12 protein-coding genes are annotated in these 14,504 nt (G+C 71.0%); 4 read left to right on the top strand and 8 right to left on the bottom strand.

Features of this window, described 5'->3' with window-relative positions; genetic code table 11:
* Window positions 1-8 precede the first annotated feature (8 nt).
* A complete protein-coding gene (locus tag ABZ478_RS11845) occupies window positions 9-836 on the bottom strand; it encodes a nucleotidyltransferase domain-containing protein (RefSeq protein WP_359547770.1) in 828 nt (275 codons plus the stop codon).
* 161 nt (window positions 837-997) lie between these two features.
* Window positions 998-1,672, bottom strand: a complete 675-nt coding sequence (locus tag ABZ478_RS11840; protein ID WP_199211391.1) for a Crp/Fnr family transcriptional regulator — start codon at window positions 1,670-1,672, stop codon at window positions 998-1,000.
* Window positions 1,673-2,041: 369 nt separating this feature from the next.
* Between ABZ478_RS11840 and nth the strand changes: the two genes are divergently transcribed.
* The 3 genes from nth (at window position 2,042) to ABZ478_RS11825 (ending at window position 4,936) form a co-directional block, all read left to right on the top strand.
* Entirely contained in the window at window positions 2,042-2,869 is an 828-nt protein-coding gene (nth, locus tag ABZ478_RS11835) for an endonuclease III (protein WP_359548317.1), read from the top strand.
* Between the two features lie 52 nt (window positions 2,870-2,921).
* Complete coding sequence (locus ABZ478_RS11830; RefSeq protein WP_358932944.1) at window positions 2,922-3,617, top strand: CoA pyrophosphatase; 696 nt, start codon at window positions 2,922-2,924, stop codon at window positions 3,615-3,617.
* 119 nt (window positions 3,618-3,736) lie between these two features.
* A complete protein-coding gene (locus ABZ478_RS11825) occupies window positions 3,737-4,936 on the top strand; it encodes a MarP family serine protease (protein WP_359547767.1) in 1,200 nt (399 codons plus the stop codon).
* A 45-nt stretch (window positions 4,937-4,981) separates the two neighbouring features.
* On the opposite strand, the gene ABZ478_RS11820 is transcribed toward ABZ478_RS11825, so the two are convergent.
* The 6 genes from ABZ478_RS11820 to ABZ478_RS11795 form a co-directional block, all read right to left on the bottom strand.
* A complete protein-coding gene (locus tag ABZ478_RS11820) occupies window positions 4,982-5,161 on the bottom strand; it encodes a hypothetical protein (protein WP_358932940.1) in 180 nt (59 codons plus the stop codon).
* A gap of 128 nt (window positions 5,162-5,289) precedes the next feature.
* Window positions 5,290-6,225, bottom strand: coding sequence for an alpha/beta hydrolase (locus ABZ478_RS11815; protein WP_359547765.1), 936 nt, complete (start codon window positions 6,223-6,225; stop codon window positions 5,290-5,292).
* Window positions 6,222-6,710, bottom strand: a complete 489-nt coding sequence (locus ABZ478_RS11810) for a phage holin family protein (protein WP_199211396.1) — start codon at window positions 6,708-6,710, stop codon at window positions 6,222-6,224. The genes ABZ478_RS11815 and ABZ478_RS11810 overlap by 4 nt, the downstream gene beginning before the upstream one ends.
* A 74-nt stretch (window positions 6,711-6,784) precedes the next feature.
* Window positions 6,785-8,242, bottom strand: a complete 1,458-nt coding sequence (gene nhaA, locus ABZ478_RS11805) for a Na+/H+ antiporter NhaA (protein WP_359547762.1) — start codon at window positions 8,240-8,242, stop codon at window positions 6,785-6,787.
* Between the two features lie 236 nt (window positions 8,243-8,478).
* The gene (acs, locus tag ABZ478_RS11800) at window positions 8,479-10,434 is read right to left on the bottom strand and encodes an acetate--CoA ligase (protein WP_359547760.1); all 1,956 of its coding nucleotides are present in this window, start codon (window positions 10,432-10,434) and stop codon (window positions 8,479-8,481) included.
* Between the two features lie 117 nt (window positions 10,435-10,551).
* Window positions 10,552-12,900, bottom strand: a complete 2,349-nt coding sequence (locus tag ABZ478_RS11795) for a SulP family inorganic anion transporter (RefSeq protein ID WP_359547759.1) — start codon at window positions 12,898-12,900, stop codon at window positions 10,552-10,554.
* Window positions 12,901-13,238: 338 nt separating this feature from the next.
* Between ABZ478_RS11795 and ABZ478_RS11790 the strand changes: the two genes are divergently transcribed.
* Window positions 13,239-14,504, top strand: coding sequence for a hypothetical protein (locus ABZ478_RS11790; protein ID WP_359547757.1), 1,266 nt, complete (start codon window positions 13,239-13,241; stop codon window positions 14,502-14,504).

Below are 14,504 nucleotides of genomic sequence, written 5' to 3'. Positions count from 1 at the left end.
CGGTCCTCTCAGGGGTTCGTGGGCCGTGGCGCCTTCACGCCGTGCACGCGCGCGTACTCCGCGGCGAGCCAGGGACCGAGGTCGTCCACGTACGACCGCAGTACGTCCGGGTCACCGACGGGCTCATAGCCGTACTCGGCCGCCCGGAGCATCTGCCCGGCCCGCCCGGGATGATGGGCGCCGAACGCCCCGGCCATCTCGCGCAGGTCGCTGGTCCAGCCGCGCCAGCGGGGCATGACGAGGGTGAAGCCGGTGCGCACGAGGTGCCGGGACATGAAGCGGACGAGCGGCCGCCGGGTCTCCTCGGTGCCGGCCGCCCGCTCGATCCGCTCGCGCCAGCGCGGCAGCAGCAGGGCGAGGTCGCCGTTGGTCTCCCGGGCCAGCAGGGAGTCGGGGCGGTACCGCGGCAGGTGCGCGGCGAGATCGTCCCCGAGCAGCGGAGTGCACAGACAGGCGACGAACCAGCCCAGGTCGTGCCGCTCCAGGTCGCTCAGCAGCCGCGCCCGGCCGTACAGCAGCGTGCCGACCCCGTCGATCTGCGGAAACTCCTCGTCGAGAGCCTCACCGAAGGCGCGGACGGCCTCTTGGTCGGCGTCCGTCGGCTCTTCACGCAGCGCGAGGAGCAGGTCGAGGTCGCTGCGTCCCACGCGCGCGGTGCCGCGCGGAACCGACCCGTAGAGGTACGCGCTGTGCAGCCGCGCCCCGAGAAGGGCCGGCAGCCGGTCCCGCGCGGCGGCCACGACCGGACGGAACACGTCGGGCACGCGCGCGAGGGAACCCTCGCGGACGAGGAATCCCTCGGCGTCGAGTCCGGGACGGTGCACGGCGTCAGGCATGCGTTCACTGTGCCCGGGCCGGGCCGCCGGGTCAGGTGATTTACGGCGCGGGAGATCCACGGCCGGGCGTCGGTGGGACGCCGGACCGGCCGGGAGCCGGCGGGCGCGGCCATGCGAAAGGCCCTGCCGTACGACAGGGCCTCACGCGCGTGTGCGGGCGGTCAGCGGGACCGCTTGGCCAGGCGCTCCACGTCCAGCAGGATCACGGCCCGCGCCTCCAGGCGGAGCCACCCGCGCCCGGCGAAGTCCGCCAGCGCCTTGTTCACGGTCTCGCGCGAGGCGCCGACGAGCTGGGCCAGCTCCTCCTGCGTGAGGTCGTGGACGACGTGGATGCCCTCCTCGGACTGCACGCCGAAGCGGCGGGAGAGGTCCAGCAGGGCGCGTGCGACACGGCCGGGGACATCGGAGAAGACCAGGTCGGACATGGCGTCGTTGGTCTTGCGCAGCCGCCGGGCGACGGCGCGCAGCAGGGCACCGGCCACCTCCGGACGCACGTTCAGCCAGGGCTGGAGGTCGCCGTGGCCGAGGGCGAGCAGCTTGACCTCGGTGAGCGCGGTCGCGGTCGCGGTGCGCGGACCCGGGTCGAACAGCGACAGCTCGCCGATCAGCTCGCTGGGACCGACGACGGCGAGCATGTTCTCGCGCCCGTCCGGAGAGGTGCGGTGCAGCTTGACCTTGCCCTCGGTGACGACGTACAGCCGGTCACCGGGGTCGCCCTCGTGGAACAGTGAGTCACCGCGTGCGAGGGTCACCTCACTCATGGAGGCGCGGAGCTCCGCGGCCTGCTCGTCGTCGAGCGCCGCGAAAAGCGGATTGCGCCGCAGAACGTCGTCCACGAGTTCTCTCCCTTGTCGACCTGCTCAGGGGACCATGATCCCCCGTGTACCAGGGGACCGTGTTCCCCGTTTTGCCGGGCGGTCCAAACAGTGTGATCTGTCACAAGGATGCCGCACAGATGTCCCGGGGTACGCGGCAGGGGTCCAATCGGGGGCCGATCCTCCGGGTCCGGGGCGGATGTCGGTGTCGGGCTTTAGGCTGGCCGGGTGTCCAAAACGCCGGTGAGAGCACAGGGCAAGGGGGCTGCACGGGTGGTTGTACGTCGTGATTCCGCTGTGGGCGAACAGGGCTCCGGCGGTAGTAGTAAAAGCGGCAAAACAGACAAAAAGGTCACGCCGGCCAAGAAGGCGGTGGCGGCCAAGAAGGCCGTGCCGGTGAAGAAGGCCGCACCCGTCAAGAAGATCGCCGTGAAGCCCCCGTCCGGTGAGTCCCGCACCGCGCTCGTCCGCCGTGCCCGCCGCGTCAACCGCGAACTCGCCGAGGTCTATCCCTACGCGCATCCCGAGCTGGACTTCGAGAACCCCTTCCAGCTCCTGGTCGCCACGGTCCTGTCGGCCCAGACCACCGACCTGCGGGTCAACCAGACCACCCCGGCGCTCTTCGCCAAGTACCCCACGCCCGAGGACCTCGCGGCGGCCAACCCGGAGGAGGTCGAGGAGATCCTGCGCCCCTGCGGCTTCTTCCGGGCCAAGACCAGGTCGGTCATAGGGCTCTCGAAGGCCCTCGCCGAGGACTTCGGCGGCGAGGTGCCCGGCAGGCTCGAGGACCTGGTCAAGCTGCCCGGCGTCGGCCGCAAGACCGCCTTCGTCGTCCTGGGCAACGCATTCGGACGGCCCGGGATCACCGTGGACACGCACTTCCAGCGGCTGGTCCGGCGCTGGCAGTGGACCGACGAGACCGACCCCGACAAGATCGAGGCGGCCGTGGGGGCGCTGTTCCCCAAGAGCGACTGGACCGACCTGTCCCACCACGTGATCTGGCACGGCCGCCGCATCTGCCACGCCCGCAAGCCCGCCTGCGGCGCCTGCCCCATCGCCCCGCTCTGCCCGGCCTACGGCGAGGGCGAGACCGACCCGGATAAGGCGAAGAAGCTCCTGAAGTACGAGAAGGGCGGCCTGCCGGGCCAGCGCCTGAAACCGCCGCAGGCCTACCTCGACGCCGGCGGCAGGCCCGCGCCGCCGCTGGAGGCCGGATGACGGAACGATCTCGGTGCCCTCGGGCGTTGGACACGGCAGGACGGGGGTGGCGATGACCTACACGCACGACACGCACAAGGGGCCGGTGACGCTGAGCGAGGAGGGCCTGCCCGACTGGCTGGACCCGGTGGTGCGGGCGGCGGAGACGGTCCAGCCGCTCCAGCTCAGCCGCTTCCTGCCGCCGGAGAACGGCTCGGGACGGCAGTCGGCGGTGCTGATCCTCTTCGGCGAGGGTGAACGCGGTCCCGAACTGCTGCTCATGGAGCGGGCCGGCTCCCTGCGCTCCCACGCCGGCCAGCCGTCCTTCCCGGGCGGCGCCCTCGACCCGGAGGACGGCGACCCGGAGGGCGACGGGCCGCTCAGGGCCGCGCTGCGCGAGGCCGAGGAGGAGACCGGCCTCGACCCGTCCGGCGTGCAGCTCTTCGGCGTGCTGCCCGCGCTCTACATCCCGGTCAGCGGCTTCGTCGTCACCCCCGTGCTCGGCTGGTGGCGCGAACCCAGCCCGGTCGGCGTCGTCGATCCCAACGAGACCGCCCGCGTCTTCACCGTCCCCGTGGCGGATCTCACTGACCCCGCCCACCGGGCCACCGCCGTCCACCCCAGCGGCCACCGAGGCCCGGCATTCCTGGTCGAATCGGCCCTGGTCTGGGGTTTCACCGCCGGAGTGATCGACCGGCTGCTGCACTACGCGGGCTGGGAGCGCCCCTGGGACCGGGACAAGCAGGTCCCGCTCGACTGGCGGTCATGACAGGGTGACCCCCGTGCTGTGTTCGCCCGAGGGCAGTGACGCCGGCGGCTGCGCCGCGGGCCCTCGGACCCCCGGCCGAGGCTGCTGGGACCGGAGTGGAGTAGGCGAGGCCTGAAGCAGTGAACGTGCTGGACATCCTGTTGCTGGCCGCGGCCGTGTGGTTCGCGGTCGTGGGCTACCGCCAGGGCTTCGTCGTCGGCATCCTGTCGGTGATCGGGTTCCTCGGCGGCGGTCTCGTCGCCGTGTACACGCTGCCCGTCATCTGGGACGCCGTCTCCGACAACGCCCACGTGAGCACCACCGCCGCTGTCGTCGCCGTGGTCGTCGTCATCGTCTGCGCCTCCGTCGGCCAGGCCCTGACCACCCACCTCGGCAACAAGCTGCGCCGCTACATCACCTGGTCCCCGGCCCGCGCCCTGGACGCCACCGGCGGCGCCCTCGTCAACGTCGTCGCGATGCTGCTCGTCGCCTGGCTGATCGGCTCCGCCCTCGCCCAGACCACCCTGCCGACCCTGGGCAAGGAGGTCCGCAGCTCCAAGGTGCTGCTCGGCGTCTCCGAGGCGCTGCCCGCGCAGGCCGACACCTGGTTCCAGGACTTCACCTCGGTCCTCGCCCAGAACGGCTTCCCGCAGGTCTTCAGCCCCTTCTCCAACGAACCGATCAAGGACGTGAAGCCGCCCGACCCGGCCCTGGCGAACAGCACGGTCGCCACCCGCGCCCAGCGGTCCATCGTCAAGGTCACCGGCACCGCGCAGAGCTGCGGCAAGGTCCTGGAGGGCAGCGGCTTCGTCTTCGCCGACCGGCGGGTCATGACCAACGCGCACGTCGTCGGTGGCGTCGACGAGCCCACCGTCCAGATAGGCGGAGTGGGCCGCAAGTACGACGCGAAGGTCGTCCTGTACGACTGGAAGCGCGACATCGCCGTGCTCGACGTACCGGACCTGACGGCGCACGCCCTGAAGTTCAGCACCCAGGACGCGTCCGGCGGCGACGGCGCGATCGTCGCGGGCTTCCCGGAGAACGGCTCCTACGACGTGCGGGCCGCGCGGGTACGCGGACGCATCACCGCCAACGGCCCGGACATCTACCACCGCGGCACGGTCGGCCGGGACGTCTACTCCCTGTACGCGACCGTCCGCCAGGGCAACTCCGGCGGCCCGCTGCTCACGCCCGACGGCAAGGTCTACGGCGTGGTGTTCGCCAAGTCCCTCGACGACGCCGACACCGGCTATGCCCTCACGGCGGACGAGATCCAGCAGGACATCACCCGGGGTCGCACGGCGAACCAGCAGGTGGGCACCGACAGCTGCGCCCTGTGATCCCGGAGGAGGGGGGACCGGCCGCGGTGATTCCCGGGCGGCGGATCAGCCGCGCGGGTGACGCAGACGTACCGATACCCAGCGGGCACGGCGGCGCAGGATACGCGGAATTCCCACCCTGAGGTCCGCCTCCGCGAGCTGCGGAGTGCCTCGCTGCGGGGAGCTCGGCCCGGAGACCGAGCGGCGGTTGCGGGGTGCGTCACTGTAGTCGTGCGTCCAGCCCATACCCCGACGTCTGCCCCCGCTCGTAGGTCGATAACCGCTTCCGCGCCCCCCAATTGGCCTATGCGGCAGGCATGTGGCCGTTCGAGGAACAGGTGTTCAGTGACGGGAGCCCGAAGCACCCTGTCCCCTCACCTGTCCGGCTCGGGATCCCGCAGCCAGTTGACCAGTTCCGCGGAGAAGGCCGCCGGGTCCTCCTCGTGCGGGAAGTGCCCGAGACCGTCGAACAGGCGCCAGCGGTACGGGGCTTCGACGTACTCGCCCGAGCCGGCCGCGCTGCGCGTCCGGGCCACCGGGTCCAGCGAGCCGTGCAGATGCAGCGTCGGCACGCGTACCGGCCGCTTCATCCTGCGGTTGAACTGGATGCCGTCCGGGCGGGCCAGAGAGCGCACCAGCCAGCGGTACGGCTCGATCGAGCAGTGCGCGGTCGACGGGATGCACATGGCCCGCTGATACGTCTCCACGGCCTCGTCCTCCGGCAGCCGCGGCCCGGACCACTCCCGGATCAGCCGGCCCACCAGCGCGCCGCCGTCGGCGGTCAGTTGGCGCTCCGGGATCCAGGGCCGCTGGAACCCCCAGATGTAGGAGCCGGCTGCCGTCTGCCGGGCGTCCCGGAGCATGGCGGCACGCCAGCGCCGGGGGTGCGGCATCGAGACCACCGCGAGCCGCCGCACGAGCTTGGGCCGCATCGCGGCCGCCGTCCACGCCAGGTAGCCACCCAGGTCGTGGCCGACCAGCGCGGCGTCCGGCTCACCGAGGGAGCGGATCACCCCGGTGACGTCCAGGGCGAGGTTGGCGGGGTCGTACCCGCGCGGGGTGCGGTCGCTGCCGCCGACCCCCCGCAGGTCCATCGCCACGGCCCGGTAGCCCGCCTCGGCGAGCGCGACGAGCTGATGGCGCCATGTCCACCAGAACTGGGGGAAACCGTGCAGCAGCAGCACCAGGGGGCCGTCGCCGAGCTCGGCGATGTGGAACCGCGCGCCGTTGGCGGCGACGTCCCGGTGTGTCACCTTCTCCCCGGAGGGAAGGTCGATCCGTACGGCCGCTGCCGCGGCGGGTTCCGTCATGAGGACGAGCGTGCCACAGCTTCGATGGCCTGGGGCGCACGGTCCTGCGGCAGCTCGGGGCGCGGGTGCGGCTTGGCGTTCTGCAGCACGCTCGCCGACTCCTTCACGGACGCGGCGACCTTCTGCGGGCCCTGGCTCTTCTTCGCCTTCTTGGCGAACATCACACCGATCAGCGCGAGCAGGCCGGCGACCAGCACGTTGGCCGCGAAGGACAGCAGGAAGCAGACCGCGAGGTTCCAGCCGCTCCAGGTCCGGATGCCGTAAGCCAGCGCGAAGTTGAGCATCGGCAGGGAGAACAGGAGCAGCATGCCGGCCGCGCTGAACGCGCCGCCGCTGGTCGCCCCCCGCTTGACGTCCTGCTTCAGCTGGGCCTTGGCCAGCGCGATCTCGTCGTGCACCAGCGCCGACATTTCGGTCGTCGCCGAGGCGAACAGCTGGCCGATGCTGCGTTCGGCGCCGACCGGGCTGCCGTCGGGTGCGCTCATCGCGTTCTCCCTTTGAAGTTTCGCGTGCCGTGCGAGGTCTTGTGTGCCGTCTTGTTTTGTACCGTCTCGTCAGATCATGCCGGACGGCCGTCCTCATCGCCTGCCCCGCCCGGTACTTCCTGAAGCCCGTGGCGCGCCGCGGCGGCCTTCTCGGCGGCGATGCGCCGGTGGTCGGCGGCCTTGCGCTCGAGGATCTCCGCCATCCGCAGGTGGTATTCCGGGTCGTCCTGCTCGTACACGTCCGGGATGCCGTCCTGGTCCTCGTCGCGCTCCTCGTCCTCCCAGAGCCTGCGGTACCGGGCGTTGCGTATCTTCAGCAGCACCGTGGCGCACACGGCCGCGATCAGCGATCCGGTGAGGACGGCCGCCTTCACCTCGTCGGTGAGCGCCGCGTCGCCCTCGAAGGCCAGTTCGCCGATGAGGAGTGAGACGGTGAAGCCGATCCCGGCGAGCGAGGACACCGCGAACACGTCGGCCCAGGCGAGGTCCTGGCTGAGCGAGGCCCGGGTGAAGCGCACGGTCAGCCAGGTGCCGCCGAAGATGCCGAGCGCCTTGCCCACGACCAGTCCGAGCACCACGCCGAGCGTCTCGGGCCGGGTGAACACGTCCCCCAGCGCCCCGCCGGACACCGACACCCCGGCGCTGAAGAGCGCGAACAGCGGTACGGCGAGCCCGGCGGACAGCGGCCGCACCAGATGCTCGACGTGTTCGCCCGGCGAATGCTCCTCGCCCTCGCGGGTGGTGCAGCGCAGCATCAGGCCCATCGCCACGCCGGCGATGGTGGCGTGCACACCGCTGTTGTACATCAGCGCCCAGACGACGACCGCCAGCGGCACGTACACGTACCAGCCGCGCACCCCCGCGCGCAGCAGCAGCCAGAAGACCACCAGCCCGGCGACGGCTCCACCGAGGGCGGCGAAGTCGATCCGTTCGGTGAAGAAGACGGCGATGATCAGGATCGCGAAGAGGTCGTCGACGACCGCCAGGGTCAGCAGGAAGGCGCGCAGGGCGCTGGGCAGCGCGGTGCCGATGACCGCGAGGACGGCCAGCGCGAAGGCGATGTCGGTGGCGGTGGGCACCGCCCAGCCGTCGGTGGAGCCGTGCCCGATCAGATTGGTCAGGGTGTAGACGAGCGCGGGTACGGCCATCCCGCACAGCGCCGCCACGACGGGCAGTACCGCCGCCCTGGGATCACGCAGGTCACCGGCGACCAGCTCGCGCTTGAGCTCGATCCCGGCGACGAAGAAGAAGACGGCGAGCAGCCCGTCGGCGGCCCAGTGCGCCACGGACAGGTTCAGGCCCAGGGCGGCGGGGCCGAAGTGGAAGTCGCTGACGGATTCGTAGCCGTGGTGAAGTGCCGGGATGTTCGCCCAGATCAGCGCGGTGACGGCGGCGACGAGCAGCAGGACGCCGCCCACGGTCTCGGTGCGTAGCGCGTCCGCGACGGCGGTCCGCTCGGGCAGGGACAGGCGGCCGAGGACCTTGCGGCCGGTGCGCGAGGTGGGGGACGCGGTGTCACGGGGGGCGGCCACGGTGGAGACCTCCGGGTGTGGTGGGCAGGGCTGAGCACATGCCGACCAGACTTCCCGGCGCACCTTGAGGCTCTTTCACATCGAGCTTTGTTTAGATTACCTAAGGTTGCCGCGGGATGCATCCGGCGATCTGAACATTAGGCGCAAAAGGGGCGCCCCGGCGTGCTCGCGCCGGAGGCCCCTTCCCGCCGTCCCGCGGCCGTGCGGGCGGCGTCGCCGCCGCCCGCAGTCCGGACTTAGTCCTCGCTCGGCGCCGCCGGGAGCTTCGCCTGGATGAAGTCCATGACCGTGGAGTCGGTCAGCGTGGTGACGTCACCGAGCTGACGGTTCTCCGCGACGTCCCGCAGGAGCCGGCGCATGATCTTGCCGGAGCGGGTCTTCGGCAGCTCCGCCACCGGCAGGACCCGCTTCGGCTTGGCGATCGGGCCGAGCGTGGCGCCGACGTGGTCGCGCAGCGCGCCGATCAGCTTGTCGTCCTCGGACGCCGAACCGCGCAGGATGACGAAGGCCACGATGGCCTGGCCGGTGGTCTCGTCGGCGGCGCCGACGACCGCCGCCTCGGCGACCGACGGGTGCGATACGAGCGCCGACTCCACCTCGGTGGTGGAGATGTTGTGGCCGGACACCAGCATCACGTCGTCCACCCGGCCCAGCAGCCAGATGTCCCCGTCGTCGTCCTTCTTCGCGCCGTCACCGGCGAAGTACTTGCCCTCGAAGCGCGACCAGTAGGTGTCGATGAACCGCTGGTCGTCGCCCCAGATGGTGCGCAGCATCGACGGCCACGGCTCGGTGAGCACGAGGTAGCCGCCGCCTCCGTCGGGCACCTCGTTCGCCTCGTCGTCCACGACCGTCGCGCTGATGCCGGGCAGCGGGCGCTGCGCCGAGCCGGGCTTGGCCTCGGTGACGCCCGGCAGCGGCGAGATCATCATCGCGCCGGTCTCCGTCTGCCACCAGGTGTCCACGACCGGGGTGGCGTCGGCGCCGATGTGCTTCCGGTACCAGATCCACGCCTCGGGGTTGATCGGCTCGCCGACCGAGCCGAGGACCCGCAGGGACGACAGGTCGAACTGCGCGGGGATGTCGTCGCCCCACTTCATGAACGTACGGATCGCGGTCGGCGCGGTGTAGAGGGTCGTGACCCGGTACTTCTCCACGATCTCCCAGAAGCGCCCCTGGTGCGGGGTGTCGGGGGTGCCCTCGTACATGACCTGGGTCGCGCCGTTGGCCAGCGGCCCATACACGATGTACGAGTGCCCGGTGACCCAGCCGACGTCCGCCGTGCACCAGTAGACGTCCGTCTCCGGCTTGAGGTCGAACACCGCCCAGTGCGTGTACGCCGTCTGGGTCAGGTAGCCGCCGGAGGTGTGCAGGATGCCCTTCGGCTTCCCCGTCGTACCGGACGTGTACAGGATGAACAGCGGGTGCTCCGCGTCGAACGCCTCCGGGGTGTGCTCGGCGGACTGCCGTTCCACCACCTCGTGCCACCACACGTCCCGCTCGCCGTCCCAGGCGACGTCCTGCCCGGTGCGGCGCACCACGAGCACGTGCTCGACGTTGTCGACCTTGGTGATCGCCTCGTCCACGGCGGGCTTGAGCGCGGACGGCTTCCCTCGCCGGTAGCCGCCGTCGGAGGTGATGACGACCTTGGCGTCGGCGTCCTGGATCCGGGTGGCGAGCGCGTCCGCCGAGAACCCGCCGAACACGACCGAGTGCGCCGCGCCGATCCGGGCCGAGGCCAGCATCGCGATCGCGGTCTCCGGGATCATCGGCATGTAGATGGCGACCCGGTCGCCCTTGCGGACACCGAGTTCCAGCAGGGCGTTGGCCGCCTTGGAGACCTCGTCCTTCAGCTCCGCGTAGGTGATCGAGCGGCTGTCGCCGGGCTCGCCCTCGAAGTGGATGGCGACCCGGTCCCCGTGCCCGGCCTCGACATGCCGGTCCACGCAGTTGTACGCGACGTTCAGCTCGCCGTCCTTGAACCACTTCGCGAACGGCGGGTTCGACCAGTCCAGTGTCTCGGACGGTTCCTTGGCCCAGGTCAGCCGGCGGGCCTGCTCGGCCCAGAAGCCGAGCCTGTCAGCCTTGGCCTGTTCGTACGCCTCCGCACCGACGTTGGCGTTCGCGGCCAGGTCGGCGGGCGGCGCGAAGCGTCGCTCCTCCTTCAAGAGGTTGGCCAGGCTTTCGTTGCTCACGACATCTCCCTTTCCCAGGGTGTCCGTTGTGTCCCAGGCCACAGCTCATCAGACGCGGGGGTCCGATGACAAGGGTCGACGGCAAAATTGGTTTAGACCTGTCGACCGGCCGGGTGGTCAAACCGGATTCCGCAGCTCCGGGGCCGTCCCGGTCTCCTGTTCAGCCTCCTCTTCCGCCTCCTTTCCCGCAGCTCCCGCCACATGCTCGAACGCCGTGGCGCCGTCCCCGCTCGCGTCGAGCAGATAGGCCTGCGCGTCGCCCACGTGGAAGTACATCCCGTGCAGCTCCAGCGCACCGGCCGCCAGAGCGCGCGCGACCGTGTCGTGCGCCCGCAGGTGCTCCAGCTGCTGGACCACGTTGGCCAGGCCCAGCCGCTCCACCGCGTCGGCGGGTGGCCGCCCGGCGAGCAGGAGCCGGTCACGCTGGTCGTCGGCCATCCGGTCAAGGCTCGGCCGCCCATGCCCGAGCCACCGCTTCAGCGGGGTCACCGCGCCCCCGGGCTCGGCGGCCAGCAGCGCCTGCATGGCCCCGCATCCGGAGTGCCCGCACACCGTGATCGACCGCACCCCGAGTACCTCCACCGCGTACTCGATGGCGGCCGCCACCGAGTGGTCGCCGTGCTCCTCGCCCGGCGGCGGCACCAGGTTGCCGATGTTGCGGACGACGAACAGGTCGCCGGGGCCGCTGGAGGTGATCATCGACGTGACCAGCCGGGAGTCGGCGCACGTGAGGAAGAGCTGTGAGGGCCGCTGCCCCTCCCGCGCGAGCCGCGCCAGCTCCTCCCGCACCAGCGGGGCGGTGTTCCGCTGGAACGAGCTGATGCCACGGGCGAGTTCATGGGTGACGGGCGTGGTGGGAGCCTGTGCGAAGCAGGCCCGGTGGTTGCGCCAGGGCGTCCAGGGCCGGCACCGGCACACCGCGGACGGGCCGGGATCCGATGAGCGGACTCTGCCGCGCCGGCCGGTCAGCTCGGCGGTTCCGCCCCGCGCGCGGTGGGTGTTCTGCCAGTCCTGCAGTGACTCGTACGCCGCGTGGTCCATGAACGAGCCGTCCAACTCCACGACGGCGTGCACGCCTTGGGGTACGAGATGCAGGGCTCTGCTGAGCCGGGGCACGGCGAGGAACGTCAGCTGGCCTCGTACGCGTACGTGATGGACTCCTTCCTTCTCCGTGTGCGTGATGCGGGTATGGGCGAGGCGGTGCAGGGCGAGGGCCACCGCCACGGCGACCCCGAGGGCCACGCCCTCCAGGACACCGAAGACCACCACGCCGAGTGTGGTGGCGGCGTACACCAGCACTTCACGGTGGCGGGTCACCGTGCGGATGTGGTTCAGGGACACCATCTGGATGCCGACGGCCATCACCAGGGCGGCGAGCGAGGAGAGCGGGATCCACTCCAGGAGCGGGACCATCAGCAGTGCGGCGGCTACTACGAAAACGCCGTGCAGCATCGTGGAGTTCCGGCTCACGGCACCCGAGTTCACATTCGCGGTGCTCCGCACGGCCACCCCTGCCACGGGCAGTCCGCCGAGCGCCCCGGAGACGATGTTGGCGGCGCCCTGGCCGAGCAGCTCGCGGTCGAGGTCCGAGCGCCCGACATGGGCCTGCGGTCCGGGCCGGGCGGCGACCAGCTTGTCCACGGCGACCGCGCCGAGCAGCGACTGCACACTGCACACCAGCGTGGTGGTGAGCACGGCGGCGGCGATGCCGAGTCCCGGGCCCTCGGGCAGTCCGGCCAGTGCGTGACTGCTCCAGGACGGCAGGTCGACCCGGGGCAGGACCAGTCCGGTCAGCGCGGCGGTGACGGTGGCTCCGGTGACGGCAACCAGGGCGGCGGGGACCCGGCGCAGCAGCCGGCCGGCGCGGCCGGGGACGCGCGGCCAGGCCAGCAGCAGGGTCAGGGTGAGCGCGCTCATCGACACGGCGGCCGGGTCCACGTCCGCCAGCTGGGCGGGCAGGGCGCGCAGGTTGGCGAGTACGGAACTGTCGGGGCTGCCGCCGAGGACGATGTGCAACTGGGCGACGGCGATGGTGACGCCGATACCGGCGAGCATGCCGTGCACCACGGCGGGGCTGACCGCGAGCGCGCCGCGGGCCACACGCAGGCAGCCCAGGCCCAGTTGGGCGAGTCCGGCGAGGACCGTGATGCCGCAGGTGGTCCGCCAGCCGTAGCGATGGATGAGGTCGGCGGTGACCACCGTGAGTCCGGCGGCGGGGCCGCTGACCTGAAGCGGGCAGCCGCCGAGCCGGCCGGCGACCAGTCCGCCGACCGCCGCGGCGACCAGTCCGGCCTGGAGCGGAGCGCCGGTCGCGAGGGCGATGCCGAGGGACAGGGGCAGGGCGATCAGGAAGACCGCGACGGAGGCGGACAGGTCGGCGCCCTGGACGAGGCGGCGACGCGGGGGCCGGGGCGGGCTGTGCGGCGGGTGGGAGTGCTGGGTGTGGGTGGGGGCGCAGGCTGTCATGGTCCCGTCTCCTCCGGGTGGCGCGGTCGCGTACGGGGATGGATCCCCGCCGGTGCGGGGGCTCGGTCGCGGCCGTGGGGTCACGGCGTGCGGTGGCGGGATGAGATCAACGCTTCGTAAACGAACCGTAATGCAGAGTAAAGGTCATGCATAGCTTTTAGTCGCAAATGGGGTAAACGGTCACCTCTCCGGGCGAACCGATCATTTCATCGGCTTGTCGTACTAATTCCTTCTCGGGCCCGTGCGACCTTGGCGGCGCTGTCGGTACAACCCGGCACATCACCTGAAAACGCCCTCATCAGCGTTTGCCTGAGAGAAGGAAGAAGGTGGGGCGGAAGATGGCCGCCACCCAGAGGATCGCCGTGGGCGCCATGGTCGCCGCGGCCTGTACCGCGTCGCTGGCCGGTTGCTCGTCCGGCGGCAACGGCCCGAAGGAAGGAGCGCCCGGCCCGCGGCAGGGGGCGCCGGCGCCCAACAGCGTGCTCCGTCTGATCGGCGACGGGTCCACCGCGTACACCGGCGGGCAGCCGCACCTGCCCGTCCCCGAGCGGCTCAAGCCCGGTCAGAAACCTCCTCAGTTCGTGGTGTTCTCCTGGGACGGGGCGGGGGAGGACAGCCAGAAACTGTTCTCCCACTTCCGCAAGGTCTCCAAGGAGAACAACGCGACGATGACGTACTTCCTCAGCGGCGTGTATCTGCTGCCGGAGGAGAAACGTGACCTCTACAGACCGCCGCAACACGCCCCGGGCAGCTCGGAGATCGGCTTCAACGACGCGCAGGGCATCTCCGACACCCTCAAGCAGGTGCGGCTGGCCTGGCTCGAGGGCAACGAGATCGGCACCCACTTCAACGGTCACTTCTGCGGCCCCGACGGCGGCGTCGGCGAGTGGTCGGTGAAGGAGTGGAAGAGCGAGATCGCCCAGGCCAAGCAGTTCGTGAAGAACTGGCGGACCAACACCGGCATGAAGAAGGCGGCCCCTCTGCCCTTCGACTACGAGAAGGAGCTGATCGGAGCCCGGACCCCCTGCCTGGAAGGGCAGAAGAACTTCAGGAAGGCGGCCCGCCAACTGGGCTTCCGCTACGACTCCAGCGGAGTCGACGACCAGGTGTGGCCCGAGAAGAAGGACGGCCTGTGGGACCTGTCGATGCAGCTCGTCCCCTTCCCCGGGCACACCTACGAGCAGTTGACCATGGACTACAACTTCATGGTCAACCAGTCGGGCACGCAGACCCAGGGCGACCCCGACATGTACGACTACTGGGGCGATCAGATGCGTGACGGGTTGCTCAAGGGCTTCTACCGGGCCTACGACGGCAACCGCGCGCCGATGATCATCGGCAACCACTTCGAGTCATGGAACGGCGGCACCTATATGCGTGCCATCGACGAGGTGGTGAAGGAGGTGTGCAACAAGCCCGAGGTGCGCTGTGTCTCCTTCCACCAGCTCACCGACTGGCTGGACGCCCAGGACCCGAGGACGCTGGCCAAGCTGCGCACCCTGAAGGTCGGCGAGGCGCCCCGGCAGGGCTGGGCGTCCCTCCTGTCCGGGCGTCCGGCCCCGGCGCCCAAGGGCGTCCCCGGGGCGCCGGCGGTCAAGCAGTAG

Source organism: Streptomyces sp. NPDC005706, assembly GCF_040631045.1.
Lineage (GTDB): Bacteria > Actinomycetota > Actinomycetes > Streptomycetales > Streptomycetaceae > Streptomyces.
Note: the sequence above shows the minus strand (reverse complement) of the source record. Positions and strands in the feature narration are given on the sequence as shown.

Bases quoted from the DNA above. Each gene is read 5' to 3' on its own strand.
- ABZ478_RS11845 (WP_359547770.1), bottom strand. From the start codon at position 836: ATGCCTGACGCCGTGCACCGTCCCGGACTCGACGCCGAGGGATTCCTC.
- ABZ478_RS11830 (WP_358932944.1), top strand. From the start codon at position 2,922: ATGACCTACACGCACGACACGCACAAGGGGCCGGTGACGCTGAGCGAG.
- ABZ478_RS11820 (WP_358932940.1), bottom strand. From the start codon at position 5,161: ATGGGCTGGACGCACGACTACAGTGACGCACCCCGCAACCGCCGCTCG.
- ABZ478_RS11815 (WP_359547765.1), bottom strand. From the start codon at position 6,225: ATGACGGAACCCGCCGCGGCAGCGGCCGTACGGATCGACCTTCCCTCC.
- ABZ478_RS11810 (WP_199211396.1), bottom strand. From the start codon at position 6,710: ATGAGCGCACCCGACGGCAGCCCGGTCGGCGCCGAACGCAGCATCGGC.
- ABZ478_RS11795 (WP_359547759.1), bottom strand. From the start codon at position 12,900: ATGACAGCCTGCGCCCCCACCCACACCCAGCACTCCCACCCGCCGCAC.
- ABZ478_RS11790 (WP_359547757.1), top strand. From the start codon at position 13,239: ATGGCCGCCACCCAGAGGATCGCCGTGGGCGCCATGGTCGCCGCGGCC.